The sequence below is a fragment of the Burkholderia sp. Tr-20390 genome, assembly GCF_017104595.1.
Lineage (GTDB): Bacteria > Pseudomonadota > Gammaproteobacteria > Burkholderiales > Burkholderiaceae > Burkholderia.
The window spans coordinates 67,938-83,916 of sequence record NZ_JAAGPC010000014.1 but is presented as its reverse complement, the minus strand read 5'-3'; the positions used below and the strand labels follow the sequence as shown (position 1 = coordinate 83,916).

12 protein-coding genes are annotated in these 15,979 nt (G+C 60.0%); 9 read left to right on the top strand and 3 right to left on the bottom strand.

Translation table 11 applies throughout. The annotated features are described in order from the left end of the window. Positions 1 to 87 precede the first annotated feature (87 nt). The 6 genes from G3N98_RS06745 (at position 88) to G3N98_RS06720 (ending at position 10,110) form a co-directional block, all read left to right on the top strand. Positions 88 to 1,950: a methyl-accepting chemotaxis protein gene (locus G3N98_RS06745; RefSeq protein WP_124647824.1), complete on the top strand. Its 1,863-nt coding sequence runs from the start codon at positions 88 to 90 to the stop codon at positions 1,948 to 1,950. Between the two features lie 105 nt (positions 1,951 to 2,055). After that, positions 2,056 to 2,832 (top strand): hypothetical protein, encoded by a 777-nt coding sequence (locus G3N98_RS06740; protein ID WP_206147701.1) that lies wholly within the window; start codon positions 2,056 to 2,058, stop codon positions 2,830 to 2,832. 238 nt (positions 2,833 to 3,070) lie between these two features. Further along, a complete protein-coding gene (locus tag G3N98_RS06735) occupies positions 3,071 to 5,425 on the top strand; it encodes an AAA family ATPase (RefSeq protein WP_206147700.1) in 2,355 nt (784 codons plus the stop codon). Further along, on the top strand, positions 5,422 to 7,341 hold the full coding sequence (locus tag G3N98_RS06730; protein ID WP_206147699.1) for a UvrD-helicase domain-containing protein: 1,920 nt from the start codon (positions 5,422 to 5,424) through the stop codon (positions 7,339 to 7,341). The genes G3N98_RS06735 and G3N98_RS06730 overlap by 4 nt, the downstream gene beginning before the upstream one ends. A gap of 955 nt (positions 7,342 to 8,296) precedes the next feature. Further along, the gene (locus tag G3N98_RS06725; RefSeq protein WP_206147698.1) at positions 8,297 to 9,331 is read left to right on the top strand and encodes a hypothetical protein; all 1,035 of its coding nucleotides are present in this window, start codon (positions 8,297 to 8,299) and stop codon (positions 9,329 to 9,331) included. Between the two features lie 482 nt (positions 9,332 to 9,813). Then, complete coding sequence (locus G3N98_RS06720) at positions 9,814 to 10,110, top strand: hypothetical protein (RefSeq protein ID WP_089429160.1); 297 nt, start codon at positions 9,814 to 9,816, stop codon at positions 10,108 to 10,110. Positions 10,111 to 10,318: 208 nt separating this feature from the next. Here the strand turns inward: G3N98_RS06720 and G3N98_RS06715 are convergent, their stop codons facing one another. The 3 genes from G3N98_RS06715 to G3N98_RS06705 form a co-directional block, all read right to left on the bottom strand. Then, entirely contained in the window at positions 10,319 to 11,560 is a 1,242-nt protein-coding gene (locus tag G3N98_RS06715) for an amidohydrolase family protein (RefSeq protein ID WP_206147697.1), read from the bottom strand. Positions 11,561 to 11,572: 12 nt separating this feature from the next. Then, complete coding sequence (locus G3N98_RS06710) at positions 11,573 to 12,889, bottom strand: MFS transporter (RefSeq protein ID WP_206147696.1); 1,317 nt, start codon at positions 12,887 to 12,889, stop codon at positions 11,573 to 11,575. A 138-nt stretch (positions 12,890 to 13,027) separates the two neighbouring features. Then, complete coding sequence (locus tag G3N98_RS06705) at positions 13,028 to 13,939, bottom strand: LysR substrate-binding domain-containing protein (RefSeq protein ID WP_206147695.1); 912 nt, start codon at positions 13,937 to 13,939, stop codon at positions 13,028 to 13,030. A 183-nt stretch (positions 13,940 to 14,122) separates the two neighbouring features. Here G3N98_RS06705 and G3N98_RS06700 point away from each other — a divergent pair, with 183 nt between their 5' ends. From G3N98_RS06700 to G3N98_RS06690, 3 genes are all read left to right on the top strand, one after another. Next, the gene (locus G3N98_RS06700) at positions 14,123 to 14,533 is read left to right on the top strand and encodes a TIGR02594 family protein (protein WP_089428115.1); all 411 of its coding nucleotides are present in this window, start codon (positions 14,123 to 14,125) and stop codon (positions 14,531 to 14,533) included. A gap of 143 nt (positions 14,534 to 14,676) precedes the next feature. Continuing rightward, positions 14,677 to 15,309, top strand: a complete 633-nt coding sequence (gene yfcF / locus G3N98_RS06695) for a glutathione transferase (RefSeq protein WP_206147694.1) — start codon at positions 14,677 to 14,679, stop codon at positions 15,307 to 15,309. Between the two features lie 142 nt (positions 15,310 to 15,451). Then, positions 15,452 to 15,958: a hypothetical protein gene (locus tag G3N98_RS06690; RefSeq protein ID WP_206147693.1), complete on the top strand. Its 507-nt coding sequence runs from the start codon at positions 15,452 to 15,454 to the stop codon at positions 15,956 to 15,958. The last annotated feature ends 21 nt before the right edge of the window (positions 15,959 to 15,979 follow it).

The following is a 15,979-nucleotide window of genomic DNA, read 5'->3' as shown; positions in this document are numbered from 1 at the left end:
TGAGCATGTGAAATCAGCGATGCGGTTCTGCGCGTGCATGCCGATAACCCAAACTGGCTCAGACCGAGCGGTTATCGAGGGTTCCCCATGCATTTCTGGCGCAAGCTTTCCATACAGAACAAGCTGATTCTCAGCATGACGAGTTGCCTGCTCGTGTTCGTCGCGATCTCGAGCGGGCTCAGCATCCGCCTGATCGGCAACGCGGTGCGCGATCGCGTCGTGCGCGAAGAACTGCCGACGGCCGTGAACGGTATCCGCGCCGACGTGCAGCGGCAGATGGCCGGGCCGATCGCCGCGTCGCGGATTCTCGCGCGCGATGCGTTCCTGCTGCAATGGGAAGCTGAGGGCGAACCCGATGCCGGCACGCGCAACTGGATCCAGCTCGCGAAGAACGTGAAGGACGAGCAGAAGGCCGCGTCGGTGCAGTGGGTGTCCGTGAAGAGTGGCAACTACTACAACGAATCCGGCCTGCAGCGGAAGGTGACCGACAAGGATCAGTGGCTGACCGGCTTCCTGTCGTCCGGCAAGGCGTTCGACGTGAACATGGACCGCGAGGTGACGGTCGGCGGCTACATGATGTTCATCAACAGCCGTGTTGAACTTGATGGTGTGCCGATTGGTGCTGCGTGCATGAGCCTGTCGGTTGATGCGCTCGCGAAGGGTATCGCTGCTTACCGGATCGGCGAGACCGGGTTCGCGTATCTCGTGCGTCCCGACGGCGCGATCATGATGCATCGCGATTCGTCGCTGATCGACGGCAAGCATTTCATGAAAGACCAACAGGGGTTGCCGGGCGATGCGTCGTCGACGCTGCTGGCTGGGCAGCCGTATGCGTATCTGAGTTACAACGGTGACGGTGGTGCGCGTTTCATCGCGACGTCGTTTATTCCGGAGTTGAATGCGTATGTGGTCGTCGAGGTGCCGCAGGCTGAGCTGCTCGGGCCGGTGACGCGTGCCATTCGCAGCGCGGCGCTGGTTGCGGCGGTGGTGGGGCTTGGTGTTGCACTGCTCGTGATCTGGCTGGTGGGTCGTGCAATTGCCGCGCCGATCCGCCGCGCGGCGACGCTGCTTTCGGAGATCGCCAGCGGTCAAGGCGATCTGACGCGCCGCATGACGGTCGAGAGCCAGGACGAGATCGGGCAGTTGTCGGATGCGTTCAACCGGTTCGTGTCGTCGCTGTCGACGCTGGTGCACAGCATTCGCGCGGCTTCCTCGTCGATTGCGACCGGGTCGGCGCAGATCGCGACGGGGAATGCGGATCTCAGCGAACGCACCGAAGGGCAGTCGAGCAACCTGGAGCGCACGGCTTCGTCGATGGAAGAGATCACGGCCGTGGTGCGGAATAACACCGAGACGGCGACGACGGCCGCGAAGATGATCAATGGTGCTGCCGATACGGCGGCGCGCGGCGGACAGGTGGTGGGCGAAGTCGTGACCACGATGCAGGAGATCAGCGACGCGTCGCAGCGGATCTCCGAGATCATCGTGATGATCGACAGTATTTCGTTTCAGACGAATATTCTTGCGCTGAATGCGGCGGTGGAAGCGGCGCGGGCCGGGGAGCAGGGGCGCGGGTTTGCGGTGGTGGCTTCTGAGGTGCGGAATCTGGCGCAGCGCAGTGCGCAAGCGGCGAAGGAGATCAAGACGCTGATCGAGCATAGCGCGGGGACAGTGAATACCGGGTCGCGGCTGGTGAGTGAGGCCGGGAAGGTGATGCGTGATGTGGTGTCGCAGGTTCAAGGCGTGAGCGCGATGATGAGCGAGATCGCCGAGGCGAGTCTGGAGCAGAGTGCCGGGATTGATCAGATCGGGGACGCGGTGCAGTCGCTCGATCAGATGACGCAGCAGAATGCGGCGCTCGTGGAGGAAAGCGCGGCGGCTGCAGCGAGCTTGAAGCAGCAGGCGGCGGAATTGACCCGACTGGTGTCGGCTTTCAAGGTGGATGAGTAAAGTCTGATTCGCGATTTAGAATATGGCGTTTCTGAGGGACGGCTGTCGTGGATTCACGGCAGCCGTTTTTGCATGATTGCGTGGGATTGGGTAACGCATATAAAAATGAAACGCATTTCCAAATGGAAGATCGGGGTGGGGGCGGCGGTGCTCGTCGCGGTGGCGGCGAAGGTGATTGCGTCGCCGACCGATTCTTATCTTGCCTATCGGAAGAAAGCCGTTGACACGATTACAGCGGCGCGGATGGAAGATCAGGCGGATCTGGACAAGAAATACACCGCTGAGGTGAACGCGCGGCTGGTTAAGCTTGTCGGGACAGTCAGGGCGAGAGGGTTTTCCGGGAAGGCAGCGAGTAACGTGCAAAGCGTTGTCGCCGACGGCGAGATGACGCCCGGGCCGGATGGGCTATTCTTGAAGTCGGATGACGGGAATGCGAGTCTTTTGGTGACGACAGTTCCGCTTTTGAAGGCTTGGGCGAAGACGGCCGATGCGGGAATCAAGTCGACGGATGATGTTGCCGTTATCTTCGATAACGAGACCTTTTATACGGATGTGTTCGCCGACGATGCAGCGGCGTTTCGGTTTGCCGAGTTGCCGGTGAAGCGGAAGCCGGCCGATGCGGTGGTGAAAGCGTTGCTGCTCGGGGAAAGCCAGGATGGGGTGCCGGAGGGGCCGAATACGTTGGCGGTCTCTGTCAAGCAAGGGGAGAGGGTTTATGTCCTCTGGCGAGAGGTGAAGGTGCCGGGGATTGCGGCTTGTGGGCCGGGGCGGGTGGATGAGGAGACGCGACCGGAATGTTTCGCACAGCGTTTGCCGGTACAGAGGCGATATTCGCAGCTTGTGTCGGAGGCGCAAGTAATGCTGAATGATGTCGTTCAATAGGAAGTATCCGTCGCTATCCAGTCTTCTCGAATGACCGTCCGGTTTCGGCTTCGGATTCAACCTGTCGATGCAACGAATTGATGAAGTCGCTCGATTCTTGGCTTCGAATGTACGCTGCGTTCAATAAATGACGTCGAACAGTGGCGAGAACAGCAAACGATTCCGAGACCTTGCCCCAGCTCTCCGTGGCTTCATGCTTCGATTGACGTTACAAAAAATTTCATGCAAAGGGGGCGAAATGCACATCGAATTAGTCGAGATCGCAAATTTCAGGAAGCTGTTGTCGGCCCGCGTGGATCTGTCGCTCAAGACGACGCTGTTCGTCGGAGCGAACAATAGCGGCAAGACGTCAGCTATGTTGGCCCTACGGCGCTTCCTAACGCCTCGCCGCTGTCCGTTCGAGATCCACGACTTCACGTTGTGCCACTTGCCGGTACTCGTGGACATTGGCGAAGCATGGCTTAAGGCGAACCAGGAGGGGGGTGTGGCTGACCTCACCGTGGATCCTTGGGTGCAAGCGCTGCCGGCCTTGGATCTGTGGTTGCAGGTCAAGGAGGACGAGGTCCACCGGGTCCGAGATTTGGTCCCGCTCATGGACTGGACCGGCGGACGGATGGGAGTGCGGCTGCGCTATGAGCCCAAAGACCTCAATGCACTGTTCAAGGAGTTCATCACCGCGGTCACCGAAGCCAATGCCATGCGCGCAGCTGCTGCGGCTGCCGCAGCCGCCAAGGCTGCGGGCGCGGGGCCTTCACCCACGTTGACGGTTTGGCCCGAAACTTTGGTCGACTTCCTCACCAAGCGGCTGACCTCGATGTTCATGATCCGGGCCTATCCGCTGGATCCAGCGCTACTTGCCAACCCTGAAAAGCTGCGGGCTTTGCCGCAATCGCTTCCGGCAGCGGCATTGCCGATCGAGGGCGATCCTTTCAATGGTCTGATCAAGGTGCATGACATCCCTGCGCAACGCGGCTTTGGCGAGGTCCCGAACGGGGTCGAAGATGAAGGCGAGCTTCAAACCTCGGCGGGCGGTACGCGGCTCTCGGAACAACTCCGAAGCTACTACGCCAAGCATCTGGATCCAGCAAAGGGGCCTGATCCCACGGACTTGGAGGCTCTGCAAGCCATGGAGGCGGCTGAGGATGCATTTGACCTGAAGCTGATGGAAAGCTTCAATGAATGCTTTACCGAGGTGGCGGGCTTGGGCTATCCGGGTGTCAGCGACCCGCGCCCGCGCGTATCGACACGCTTGCGTGCGATCGATGGATTGAACCACAGCGCGGCGGTCAATTTCGAGGTCGACGTGGTTTCGGATGCCGGCGCGGTTACGCCCATCCTGCTGTTGCCGGAGGGCAGTAACGGCCTGGGTTACCAGAACCTCATTTCGATGATCTTCCGACTGATGAGCTTTCGCGATGCCTGGATGCGCGTGGGTAAAGCGTCCAAGAGTTCCGAGTCTGCAAGCATTGAACCACTTCACCTGGTTCTCGTGGAGGAGCCTGAAGCTCACTTGCATGCGCAGGTGCAGCAAGTCTTTATCAAGAAAGCGTACGAGGTGCTGCGTAGGCGCCCGGAGCTGGGGGAAAGCGACGCACTATGTACGCAACTGATCGTCAGCACGCATTCGAGTCACGTTGCACATGAGACGCCCTTCGCGAGCCTGCGGTATTTCCGGAGACTGCCGGCCGGCATGGTGGCCAAGGTGCCGGTGTCGACGGTGGTTAATTTGTCTCAAGTCTTCGGGGAGGGCACGGAGACCGAGCGCTTTGTCACCCGGTATTTGCGTGCACAGCACGCCGACCTATTCTTCGCCGACGCAGCGATCCTCGTCGAAGGACCTGCTGAGCGTATGCTCGTCCCCAACTTCATTCGAGCTCACTACAAGGTGCTGCATCAGAGTTACGTCACCTTGCTAGAGATTGGCGGTAGCCACGCCCATCGCCTGCGCCCGCTGATCGATCATCTCGGCTTGCTGACGTTGATCGTCACCGACCTGGACAGCTTGGCAGCGACAGGGGGCTCATCAGTTCAACCTGCTTTGGGCACAGGCCAGAAAACCAACAACGCCACCCTAAAGACCTGGGTGCCAGCCCTGGACGACGTCGACGCTCTTATCAGCGCGACACCGGCGGCCAAGACAATCACGGATGCCGGCGACACGCTGTTCGCGGTGCGCGCGGCATACCAAACACCCGTCGAGGTCACGATGCCGGGCTCCACCACCAAGGAGACTGCTTACCCCTACACCTTTGAGGACGCTCTGGTGTTCGAGAACGTGGCCTTCTTCGCTGCGTTTGCGGGCCCGGGATTGAACGCCAAGTTTCGAGCTGCAATCGCCAAGGGTGGCGGTGCAGCCGTGGTCGGTGCCAGTATGTACACCGCGCTCAAAGACGGCAAAAAGGCCGAATTTGCTCTCGACGTCTTGATGGCGGACGACTTTAACAAACTGAAAGTGCCGCAGTACATCGCCGAGGGTCTGGAGTGGCTGCTCGAACAGATGAAGAAGAAGCAGGTGGAAATCTTGACGACGGCGCCGGCCACGGCCGTTTCAGTCACCGCCGCCGCTAGTTCGGGGCTGGGAGCGAAGCCATGACGGCCGCCGACGATCAATTCGATGCCGAGGCCGACGCAACAATCGTTGCGTGTCTTGACCTGGGCAATCCCAGAAGTTTTTTCCTGTATGCAGGTGCTGGATCAGGGAAGACGCGATCATTGGTCAGTGCCGTCAGAAAGACGATCGATGGCGAGCACGGCCGGCAACTTACCCTGACCGGCAAGAAGATTGGCGTCATCACCTACACCAACGCCGCTTGTGACGAAATCAAGCAACGCCTTGAATTCGATCCTCGCGTCGAGGTCATGACGATTCATGCCTTCTCATGGTCGCTGATCGAGGGCTACAACGCCGACATCCGTCAGTGGGTGGCCAAGAACCTTGAACAGGAGATTGCAGAGCTCGAGGAGCAGCACAAGAAGGGTCGCCCCAACACGAAAGCGGGTGTTGAACGACTTCGATCCATGGAGAGCAAACGTCGCCGTTTGGCGCGTCTGGATTCCATCGTTAAGTTCATCTACAGCCCGACCAACGACAACCGAACGCGCGACTCTCTGAACCACTCGGAGGTCATCGCTATGACGGCGACCTTCCTGACCAGCAAACCTGGACTGCGGCGGATGTTGGTCAGCAGGTGTCCGGTGTTGCTCATTGATGAGAGCCAGGACACGAACAAGGCGCTCATGGACGCCTTCTTGCATCTGGAGGAAGAGTTCCATGGCCGCTTCAGCCTGGGACTTTTCGGCGACATGATGCAGCGCATCTACTCGGACGGAAAAGAGCGGTTGGACAAGGCCATCCCGGCCAGGTGGGCCGTGCCTCGCAAGCGGATGAACCACCGGTGCCCATCCCGCGTCGTTGAGGTTATCAACAGTATCCGCCGCGATGTTGATGGCGAGGAACAGGTCCCCCGCAGCGATGCTGAAAAGGGTGTGGTCCGGGTTTTCATCGCGTCTCAAGCGGGCGCCGACCCCTTCGCCATTGAAGCGGCAGTACATCAGCGTATGGCGACGATCGCTGGTGACCCAGCTTGGCAGAACTCTGACACGGTGAAGACGCTCGCCCTTGAGCACCTGATGTCTGCCAGGCGATTCGGTTTCGCGGAATTCTTCGAGCCGCTTTGGGCGATCGACAACCTCAGGACAAGCCTGCTTCAAGGCGCCGGAGCAGGTCTTGGATTCTTCATCAGGGACGTGTTGCCGCTGATCAAGGCGCTTCGTGCCAACGACCGCTTCGGAGCTACTGCGATCATCAAAGCGTCGTCGCCCCTTCTGGATCGCGCAGCGCTTCAAGAGGCTGGATCGAATCAGGTCGCACAACTCGGCAAGGCTAAGGCAGCGTGCGACGGGCTTCTGGCGCTGATCACGGAACAGCCGGAGATCGACGCTCAGGCTGTGCTCGAATTTGTTGCGCAGACGGGTCTGTTTTCCATACCGGACACGCTGGCTCCCTTCGTTTCCGGTGACGCCAAGGCTGTAGCGGCCGAGGACAACGCAGGGCAGGGCGATCAGGTGGAGCGCACCGAGGACGGAGAAGCCGAAGACACCAGTCCTGAGCTGGGCGCATGGAGCAAAGCGCTTGAGGCACCACTGATCCAGATTGAGCGCTACGACTTGTACGCGCGAGGACAATCGCAATTTGGGACGCATCAGGGTGTCAAGGGGCTTGAGTTCCCACGAGTACTGGTCGTGATTAATGACGACGAGGCGCGAGGTTTTCTTTTTGCCTACGACAAATTCTTCGGTACCAAGGAGAAGTCAAAGGCGGACCGTGAAAATGAGGCCGCCGGCCGAGAGACCGGTTCGGACCGCACCCGCCGCTTGTTTTACGTGACCTGCAGCCGGGCCGAGAAGAGCTTGGCCATCGTCTACTACTCGCCGGACCCAGTACTGGCTCGCACTGCCATCCTCCAGTACGGATGGTTCGCACAAGACGAGGTCGAACTGATCAACTGAATTGACGCAGCTCGTCCCGTGGCAACTGGTCTGCAAGTGCTTGTACAAATTTGGCACTCGCTCGGCGAAAAGCAGCAATGCGTTTGGCAGCAGCCGGTGACAGGGCAGCCGAGAAGTCCCGTTGTCACTGCGTAGCAGTCGTTCGCAAACAGACTTCGCGTGGCTGTGACGGGTCGACTTGCGCCCGACGCGGATTGCGCCTCAGCGGTTTATTCAATCGGCATCAGACCGGGTTCGGCCATTACCAGCCGCTCGTCAAATCCGACACGTGGCCAGCCGAACGGCGGCTACGCACCTGACACCCGCCATTGAGCCTCTGACATCTCAAACGTCTGCGACTGGACGGTTGAGATTTCCAATTGATCGCCGGATCGGTGATCACGATCAGATCTAAATCATCGCGTCCAATCTGCTGATCAAGCTTACCGAATTCGGCATCTGTTATATATTTGTCGTGCATTTGAAAGGATTTGGGCGCGACGATACATACCCTGGGATTGTGCGATAAAAAATACTTCGGCGTTGAAAGCTGGGAACTACCCGTTTCGGCTCCTATACTGATCCAAACTCCGTCATGCGTCAGCGCGAATTTTTTTCATATCATAGTACGTATTCCCCTCGGATGTTTTTAACAAAAAAAGGAGGCGAACGTGAGTGCTGTCTATCCGGTCGTAAAGCAATTGTGCATTTCAGTCCTTAGTGGATTCGCCCCGAGCCTTGACATCCCTCAGCACTATGGGGCAGTAATAAAGGCTCAGACCAAGCTATCGGACTTGGGATTCACTTTACCTGCGGTTTTGTGCAATAGAACGAATATGACTTTCGCACCCGCCATTGGTGTCGAGTGGGAAACCGTCGGCCCGATAGATTTCGACAACCTTTCTAACATCGGCGACTACATTAAACTGGTTTGCCGACACGGCTCTATAACTATTCCTCCGGGAGAGCCGACATAATGCTAAGATCAGATTATTTAGCAATTACGATCACGCTTTGGGCTGCCGCGGGGCTAGTCTATGCGGACGATTGTAAAAATATTGTGGACGACAGCGCTCGCCTAAATTGTTACGACGTTGCCTCAGGCCGCGTTTCAGCGCCCGCCTGGCCGGTGTCCGCAGCAGCTACATCGGAAGCGGGTTCAAAGTCCGCCCAACAGGCTGGCAAGGATAACGAGTGGTGGTCGTTGAAGCGACTTTCGATTCGAAATCAGGGAACCTTTAGCAAGCCCGGAACAGACCCTGCAATATTGAGCTTCGCACGCAACAAGGGATCCGATTCGTCGCTCGTGCAAGCGGCTATACTATATGCGGCCCCCGTTCTACCTATTCCTGGAACAGAACTAAGCCCGTATCAGCCATTCCTGTCGTACTCGATTAACCGAGATGCTTTGTCTAACCCAAAGACAGATGTTCGGGATGCACAGGCCGGTATTGCGCACGAATTCGGTACGGGCGATACAGGCCTTGGCCTAGTGTCGACGATTACAGTAGGAGAACGTAGAGATCAAATTCAACATCAAAGCAGCGCGATTGTGACGCTGCAAAACCAGCTTGTGATTCCCCAGCTAGCTAATACAGCGATCATTGCGCCTGATGGCAAGTCGTTGGTCACGCCATATCAGATTTTTCCTCTTTTTGGCTATTTTTACCAGAACAAACAGGTTGTTTCGGCGGGACAGCAGACCGGTCATCGTGACGGGCCTTATGTCGGCCTTTCGGCGTCGTTTGCTCCGGGAGCATATATTAGCTGGATTGGTGAACGTTTTACCATAACTGGCGCATTTCAGTCGTACTGGGACGTCAGTGCGGCCCCCTCCCTGGGAAAACAGACCTTGCGATACACCACAATTTCTCTGTCCTACTTACTATCGAAAGAAATCTCGTGGCTCAAACCTTATCTGTTCATCGAGCGAGATATCGGAAGTGATCCGGTCGGAGGAACATTCTCGGCGAACAGAACGCTCGTAGGTCTGAAGGCGAGCCTCAATTGAAGCATGCGTTGAACTCGTGGAAACATGCAGCGAGGCCGCGGCCGTTCGTCATCCACGCGTTGAGTGTTAGCGATCGTTTGCCATATGGCCCAGGAAGAGTTGAGGTCGAGGTATTCCCGTAATTGAAATCGTTCGGGATGGATCGGTCTTAGCGATTCTTTGGATACAAGTCCGCCAAGTCACCGACCCGGAGCATCAGGCAGGCGCACGCCGGTCCCTATACCTAACGGCCAATCCCCCTCAATCCCCCATTTCTGAGATGCCCGCCCGACTACACTGGTCTTGAAGCCATGCTTCTCGCCATCGGAAGCAGAACGCAGTCCCCTTCGCGCCGATGGTCGACCGCAAGTCGTCTTGCCCAACAAGACGCAGCGAAGAGGGGAGAAAGAAGGAGAAACCCAAGGCATCAAAGAAGCGCGGGCCGCATGGGCGGCAACCCATACGACCCGCTGACCACCACCAACTCACCCAAGGAGTCGGAAATGGCTGACGCCAATACTAAGCCACGTCGTAGAAAGAACAAACCGGTCAACATGCAAAAGACGTTTGAGCTGGTCCTGCGCAACTACCCGGACCTTCCCAAGCGGGGCTGGCCGTATCTGCCGTGGATGAAGGCGATCGACATTGATTTCAAGATCTTCGGATTCAAGCCTGGCGACCGCGTATACGTGGACGCCAACTACGCGACCCGGCAGATCACGATCACGCCGGATTACAGCCAGTTGGCGTTGCGAGAGCAGCCGTACCACGATCTTGACCGTGGACCGTCGACGCTATAACACCTGCAAGGGCCGCTTGATGCGGCCCTAGCGAGTGGAATGCAGGCGTTTCCCGAATGCGACTGACTGCCGGGGCGACACCGCCCCGGCCATTGCCGCAAACGCCGCGACTCACACCTCCAGCCACCTTCAACAACTGTCACGACCGCAAGGTCCGTGAGGCGACATGGCGCCTGCCGAAACAGCCGAATGGCGTCAAATCATCAAATCAACGCCCACCGGATTGCCGCTTCACAAGCGCCCCTCGCTGCAATACATATTCGATGCGCTCGCCCTGGCCGGCCACCACGCCGATATCCTCAAGCGGATTCCCATCGAGCACGACCAGATCCGCGATCGCTCCCGCAGCCACCACCCCAAGCTGCCCCTGCATATTGACGATCTCCGCCGCCACGCTCGTCGCCGACCTAAGCGCTTCCAGATTCCCCAGCACCTCAGCCCGAATCCGAAACTCCCCGCTTTGAAATGCATGCATTTCCCCGAGCAGATCCGACCCGAACCCCATCTTCACGCCGGCGTTCGCATAGATTTCCAGCGATTCGCGTCCTTTCTGCTGAACGGAAGCCACCTTTGCCACCGATTCGGGCGGCATCCCGAACTCCGCACCGTGTTTGGCAAGCGCGTCATAAGTAACAAGCGTGGGCACCACAAACGCGCCATGCTCATGCATCAGCTTCGCCGCAGCCTCATCCACGAGATTCCCATGCTCGATCGTCCTAACCCCACATCGCACCGCCCGAGCAATCGCCCGCCCCGTATACGCATGCGCCATCACATAAGTATTCGCGGCCTCGGCTTCATCCACGATGGCGCGAATCTCGTCCTCGGAGTACTGCGTGTTCGCAATCGGATCGGTCGGCGAAGCCACGCCACCTGACGCCATGATCTTGATCTGCGTCGCGCCTTTCTGAATTTCTTCACGTACCGCAAGCCGCACACCTTCGACCCCGTCCACGACCCGAGCGATCGCCCCCGTCCTGAAACAGCAAGAACAAGGCTCCAGCAAATCCCCGCGAGGCCGAAAGTCCCCATGCCCGCCGGTCTGCGACAACGCCTTTCCCGACGGAAAAATCCGCGGCCCCGACACCAGCCCGGTTTCGACCGCCTGCATCAAGCTCCAGTCAGCACCCCCAGCATCCCGCACGCTGGTAAACCCACGCGACAACATCGCATCGAGAATCGGCAACGACCGAATCGCCGCGAGAATATTCGGCTGCGTCGCATTCACACCGAGATTCGCATTCGAAGCCAGCACATGCACATGGCAATCGATGAAGCCCGGCATCACGGTCTTGCCCCGCACGTCGATCACTTGCGCATTCGGCAAATCCACCGGCCGATCAGTGACTTCGACAATCCGCTCGCCGTCGATCACGACATGATGATGTTCGAGCAGCACGCCCCGTTCGAGATCGAGTACGTTGCCGCCTTGAAGCACGGTAATGGTCATGGATAGAGATCCTTATCGATTTACGGGAGCACCACGCTTGGCGTCCTTCACGAAGCGCGTGCCGATGAAACTGACGGCCGCCGCGAGCGTCACGTAGAAAGCAGGCGCCATGTTGCTGCCGGTGCGGGCGATAAGCCACGTGATCAGGAACGGCGCGAAGCCGCCGAAGATCGTCACCGCGAAGTTGTAGGCAACGGACAGCCCGGTCGACAGCACCTTGGTCGGAAACAGTTCGGCGAACGCCGCGAGGATCGGCCCCGTGTAGGTCGCGATCAGCACGCCGAACACGGCCTGGAACACGATCAGCGACATGAACCCGGGCGCATGGTTGATCCACGCGAACATCGGCCAAGCGAGCAAGAAGATGGCCAGCGCCGATCCGGACAGGAACACGCGCCGTCCCCACACGTCGGCGAGCCGGCCGACGATCGGCGAGCAGCACATGATCATCAGCCCGCCGACCATGCCGGCCGCGAAACCGGTCGATTGCGGCAGGTGCAGCGTGCGCACGGAATACGTCGGCATGTAGAAGAGCAGCACGTAGGTGCAGACGGTCCACAGAATGACCATCGAAAAGCTCGCGAACGTCTCGCGCGGGTAGGTGGACAGCACTGCCTTCAGCGGCGAGCTTTCTTTCGCCTGCGCTTCGACGGCACTGAAGGCGGGCGTCTCGTCGATATGGCTGCGGATGTAGTAGCCGACGGGCCCGACGATGATCCCGAGCAGGAACGGCAGCCGCCAGCCCCAGCTATGCAGCGCCTGCGCGTCGAGCGAGGTCGTGACGAAGGTGCCGGTCGCGGCGCCGAGCAGCACCGCGAAACCGATGCTCGACTGGATCCAGCTCGAGTAGTACGCACGCTTCTCCGGCGGCGCGTATTCGGTGAGGAACGCGGTGGCGCCGCCCATCTCGCCGCCGGCCGAGAAGCCTTGCAGCAGCCGCGCGACGACGATCAGCAGCGGCGCGGCGATACCGGCCTGTTCGTAGGTCGGCGCGAGCCCGATGAGCGCGGTGCCTGCGGCCATCATGAGGATGGTGAGCGACAGCGCGGCCTTGCGCCCGACCTTGTCCGCGTAGATGCCGAGCACGATGCCGCCGACGGGCCGCATGAAGAAGCCGACGCCGAACGTCGCGACGGTCAGCAGCACGGACGTCAGTTCGTTGCCGGTCGGAAAGAACAGTTTCGCGATGATGACCGCGAAGAAGCTGTAGACGGTGAAATCGAACCATTCGAGACCATTGCCGATCACGGTCGCGACGATGGCGCGGCGGCGCTGCTGCACTGCCGCATCGACGGCAGGCGCGACGCGCGGGGAAAGCGTTCCTTGCATGGTCTCTTCCTCTATCGGAATCAGAAGACGGGACGGCTGCCCCGCGTGAACCCATGCTAAGGACAGCGCGATTTTTTTCTGAAACGAAAGATTTGCATGCACGCATGCGCTGGGCGCATGCGTTGCGTTTCGGATGGGTCAGGGCGCCGTCTGCCGCTCCGCCTGTTCGAACAGCCAGCGTGTGAAGAGGCGTGCGGCGTGGTTCTGCGCGCGGTCGTTGGGCGAGATCACGTAGTAGCCGCCACCGTGGCTCGCGGAGGCGTCGGTCACGCGCACGAGCAGCCCGGCCTCGATGCATGCGTCGATCATGTAGCGCCAGCCGAGCGACACGCCCTGGCCGAGAATCGTCATCTGCACGATCTGCGGATACGAGTTGATGGTGATGTCCTGCGGCTGCGCCTTCTGCCGGTCGATGTCGTTCTGGTCGAACCATTCGGACCACGACATCCACTGACGCTGCCCGTCCTCGAGGCGCAGCAGCGTCTCGTTCGCGAGATCGACGGCATCGAGCGTGCGGCCGGCCAGGTAGCCCGGCGCGCAGACGGGAAACACTTCCTCGTCGAACAGACGGCGCGCGGTGTATTCGGCCGGCGCCTGCTGACGCACGTAGTACACGCCCACGTCGAACTCCGCCGGCGACATCGATGCGAGCCCGTCGCGCACGATCAGCCGCAGCTTGATGTCCGGATAGGCGGCGCGAAACTCGGGCAGGCGTGGCGTGAGCCACAGCAGCGCGACACCTGACGAGCACGCGATCGTCAGTTCGAGATCGCCGTAGGGCTTCATCACATCGTGCGTGGCTTCCGCGCATTGCGTGAGGAGATGGTGCACCTGCGCGGCGTATTGCTCGCCGGCGATCGTCAGCCGCAGCGAACGATGTTCGCGCACGAACAGCGAGCGGCCGAGGAATTCCTCGAGCTGCTGGATCTGCCGGCTGATCGCGCTTTGGGTCAGGTGCAGCTCGGCGGCCGCGCGCGTGAAGCTCGCATGCCGTACGGCGGCTTCGAACGCGATGAGGCACTGAAGGGGCGGCAGGGGCGTGATGCGCATGGCAGCTTGGGAGGTCGAGGAGGCTGCCGATATGATACGAGCGGATCGAAAGGAAATCACAAGGAAGCAGGGTGCCCCAGTCACCGCATTCATGCGAAGATTGACCGCACAACACACTCGCCCGAGAACGACGTGACCCTATTCAACCCTGAGAGCAAACCGGACGCGGCGCATCCGCCGTGGATGCCCGTCGCGATGGCCGAACTCGGCATCCGCCGCCATCCGCCCGGCAGCATCAACCCGCGCATCGTCGAATACAACAACCAGACGAACCTGGTCGGTTACGACGACAAGATTTCCTGGTGTTCGTCCTTCGTCAACTGGTGCATGACGCACGCCGGCATACGCGGCACGGGCTCGGCGCTTGCGCGTTCGTGGCTCGAATGGGGGAGGCCGCTGGAACGCCCGGTCTACGGCTGCATTGCAATCCTGACCCGCGACGATCCCGCGAGCTGGAAAGGGCATGTCGGTTTCTACCTGCGCCACGACGACGAACAGGTATATCTCTTCGGCGGCAATCAGCTGGAAGAAGTACGCGAACTCGCGTACCCGTTGAACGAGGTGATCGGCTACCGCTGGCCCGACGCCGCGTGACGACGCAGCAACAGCCCATACAAAACCACAAGCGCCGCGTAACCCGCCGCTGCTAACCTGTCACGCAACCGCATCGACCCACCCGGAGCCCGTCGGCGCATCAACGCGCAGCCGCCGGCCTCCACACCCACAAGGAGCCAGCAGTGCAAACCGGTCATCTCCGTCTCTACGCGGATACGCAATACACGAGCCCTTACGCGATGTCGGTCTTCGTGGCGCTCGAGGAAAAAGCGCTGCCTTACGAACTGGTGACCGTCGACCTCGGCAACCGCGCGCATTTCGCGCCCGACTACGCGGCGACCTCGCTGACGCAACGTGTGCCGACGCTCGTGCACGACGATTTCGCGCTGTCGGAATCGTCGGCGATTACCGAGTATCTCGACGAGACTTTCCCGGGCACGCGGCTCTATCCGGTCGAGCCGCGCCAGCGCGCGCGGGCGCGGCAGGTGCAGGCGTGGCTGCGCAGCGACCTGATGCCGGTTCGGACGGAGCGGTCGACCGAAGTACTGTTCTACGGGCCGTCGAGCGAGCCGCTGTCGAGTCTGGCGCAGGCTGCCGCTCAGAAGCTGTTCGCGGCTGCCGACAAGCTGCTCGCACCGGGCGCGGCGAACCTGTTCGGCGAGTGGAGCATTGCCGATGTCGATTTGGCGGTGATGCTGAACCGTCTGGTGCTGAATGACGATCCGGTGCCGCAGCGTCTCGCCGACTATGCGCGTGCGCAGTGGGAGCGGCCGTCGGTGCAGCGCTGGGTGAAGCTGAAGCGGCCGCCGCTGTAATTCGCGGATGCAAGAGGCGGCGGCGCGGGCGTCCGCGCTGCACGCCGATGAGTTGCAGGCCAGTCGGTCCCGCCCACATCGAGAAGCGGTATGTCGGCGCGACTTCATGTCACCCGCCGAATCGGCGTGAGAACGAATATTGATGAAGAAGATCGGGTTGACCGTCGCGGTCATGGCCGCGTCCGGCGTCGGATGGGCAGCGCCCCCGGGCGACGGGCTGGTGAAAAGCTGCCTGATGGCGCAGTCCGTCTCGTCGTCCATTGCGATCGAGGACATCAACACGCACGAGGTGTCGCAAGAGAGCGACTACGCAGACGGTTTCAACGCCAGTTACGTCGTCAAACATGAGGGTGCCGACGTCGGCTACGCTGAAGGAAAGTCGACGCAGGCGCTTATCTACGCGGGCAAGCTCTACCGACTGTCTGCGGCGATACCCGTTGGAAATAACGGTGGAATCAAGCCGACTGCATTCAATCCCGCGCTGGCCGAGTGGAGCATGGCAACGGTCGACCGTCAGCGCTATCTATGCGTGAGCTTCAATTTCGACGGACTCGGGCGAAGCGGGGCGTATCAGAATGTTCACGGCGGATACTTGCTGAATGCGAAAACCAAAGACCTGTACTTTGTCGTACGCGATGTCAGGCAGTGAGTGACCTTTTCCTGCACGGTA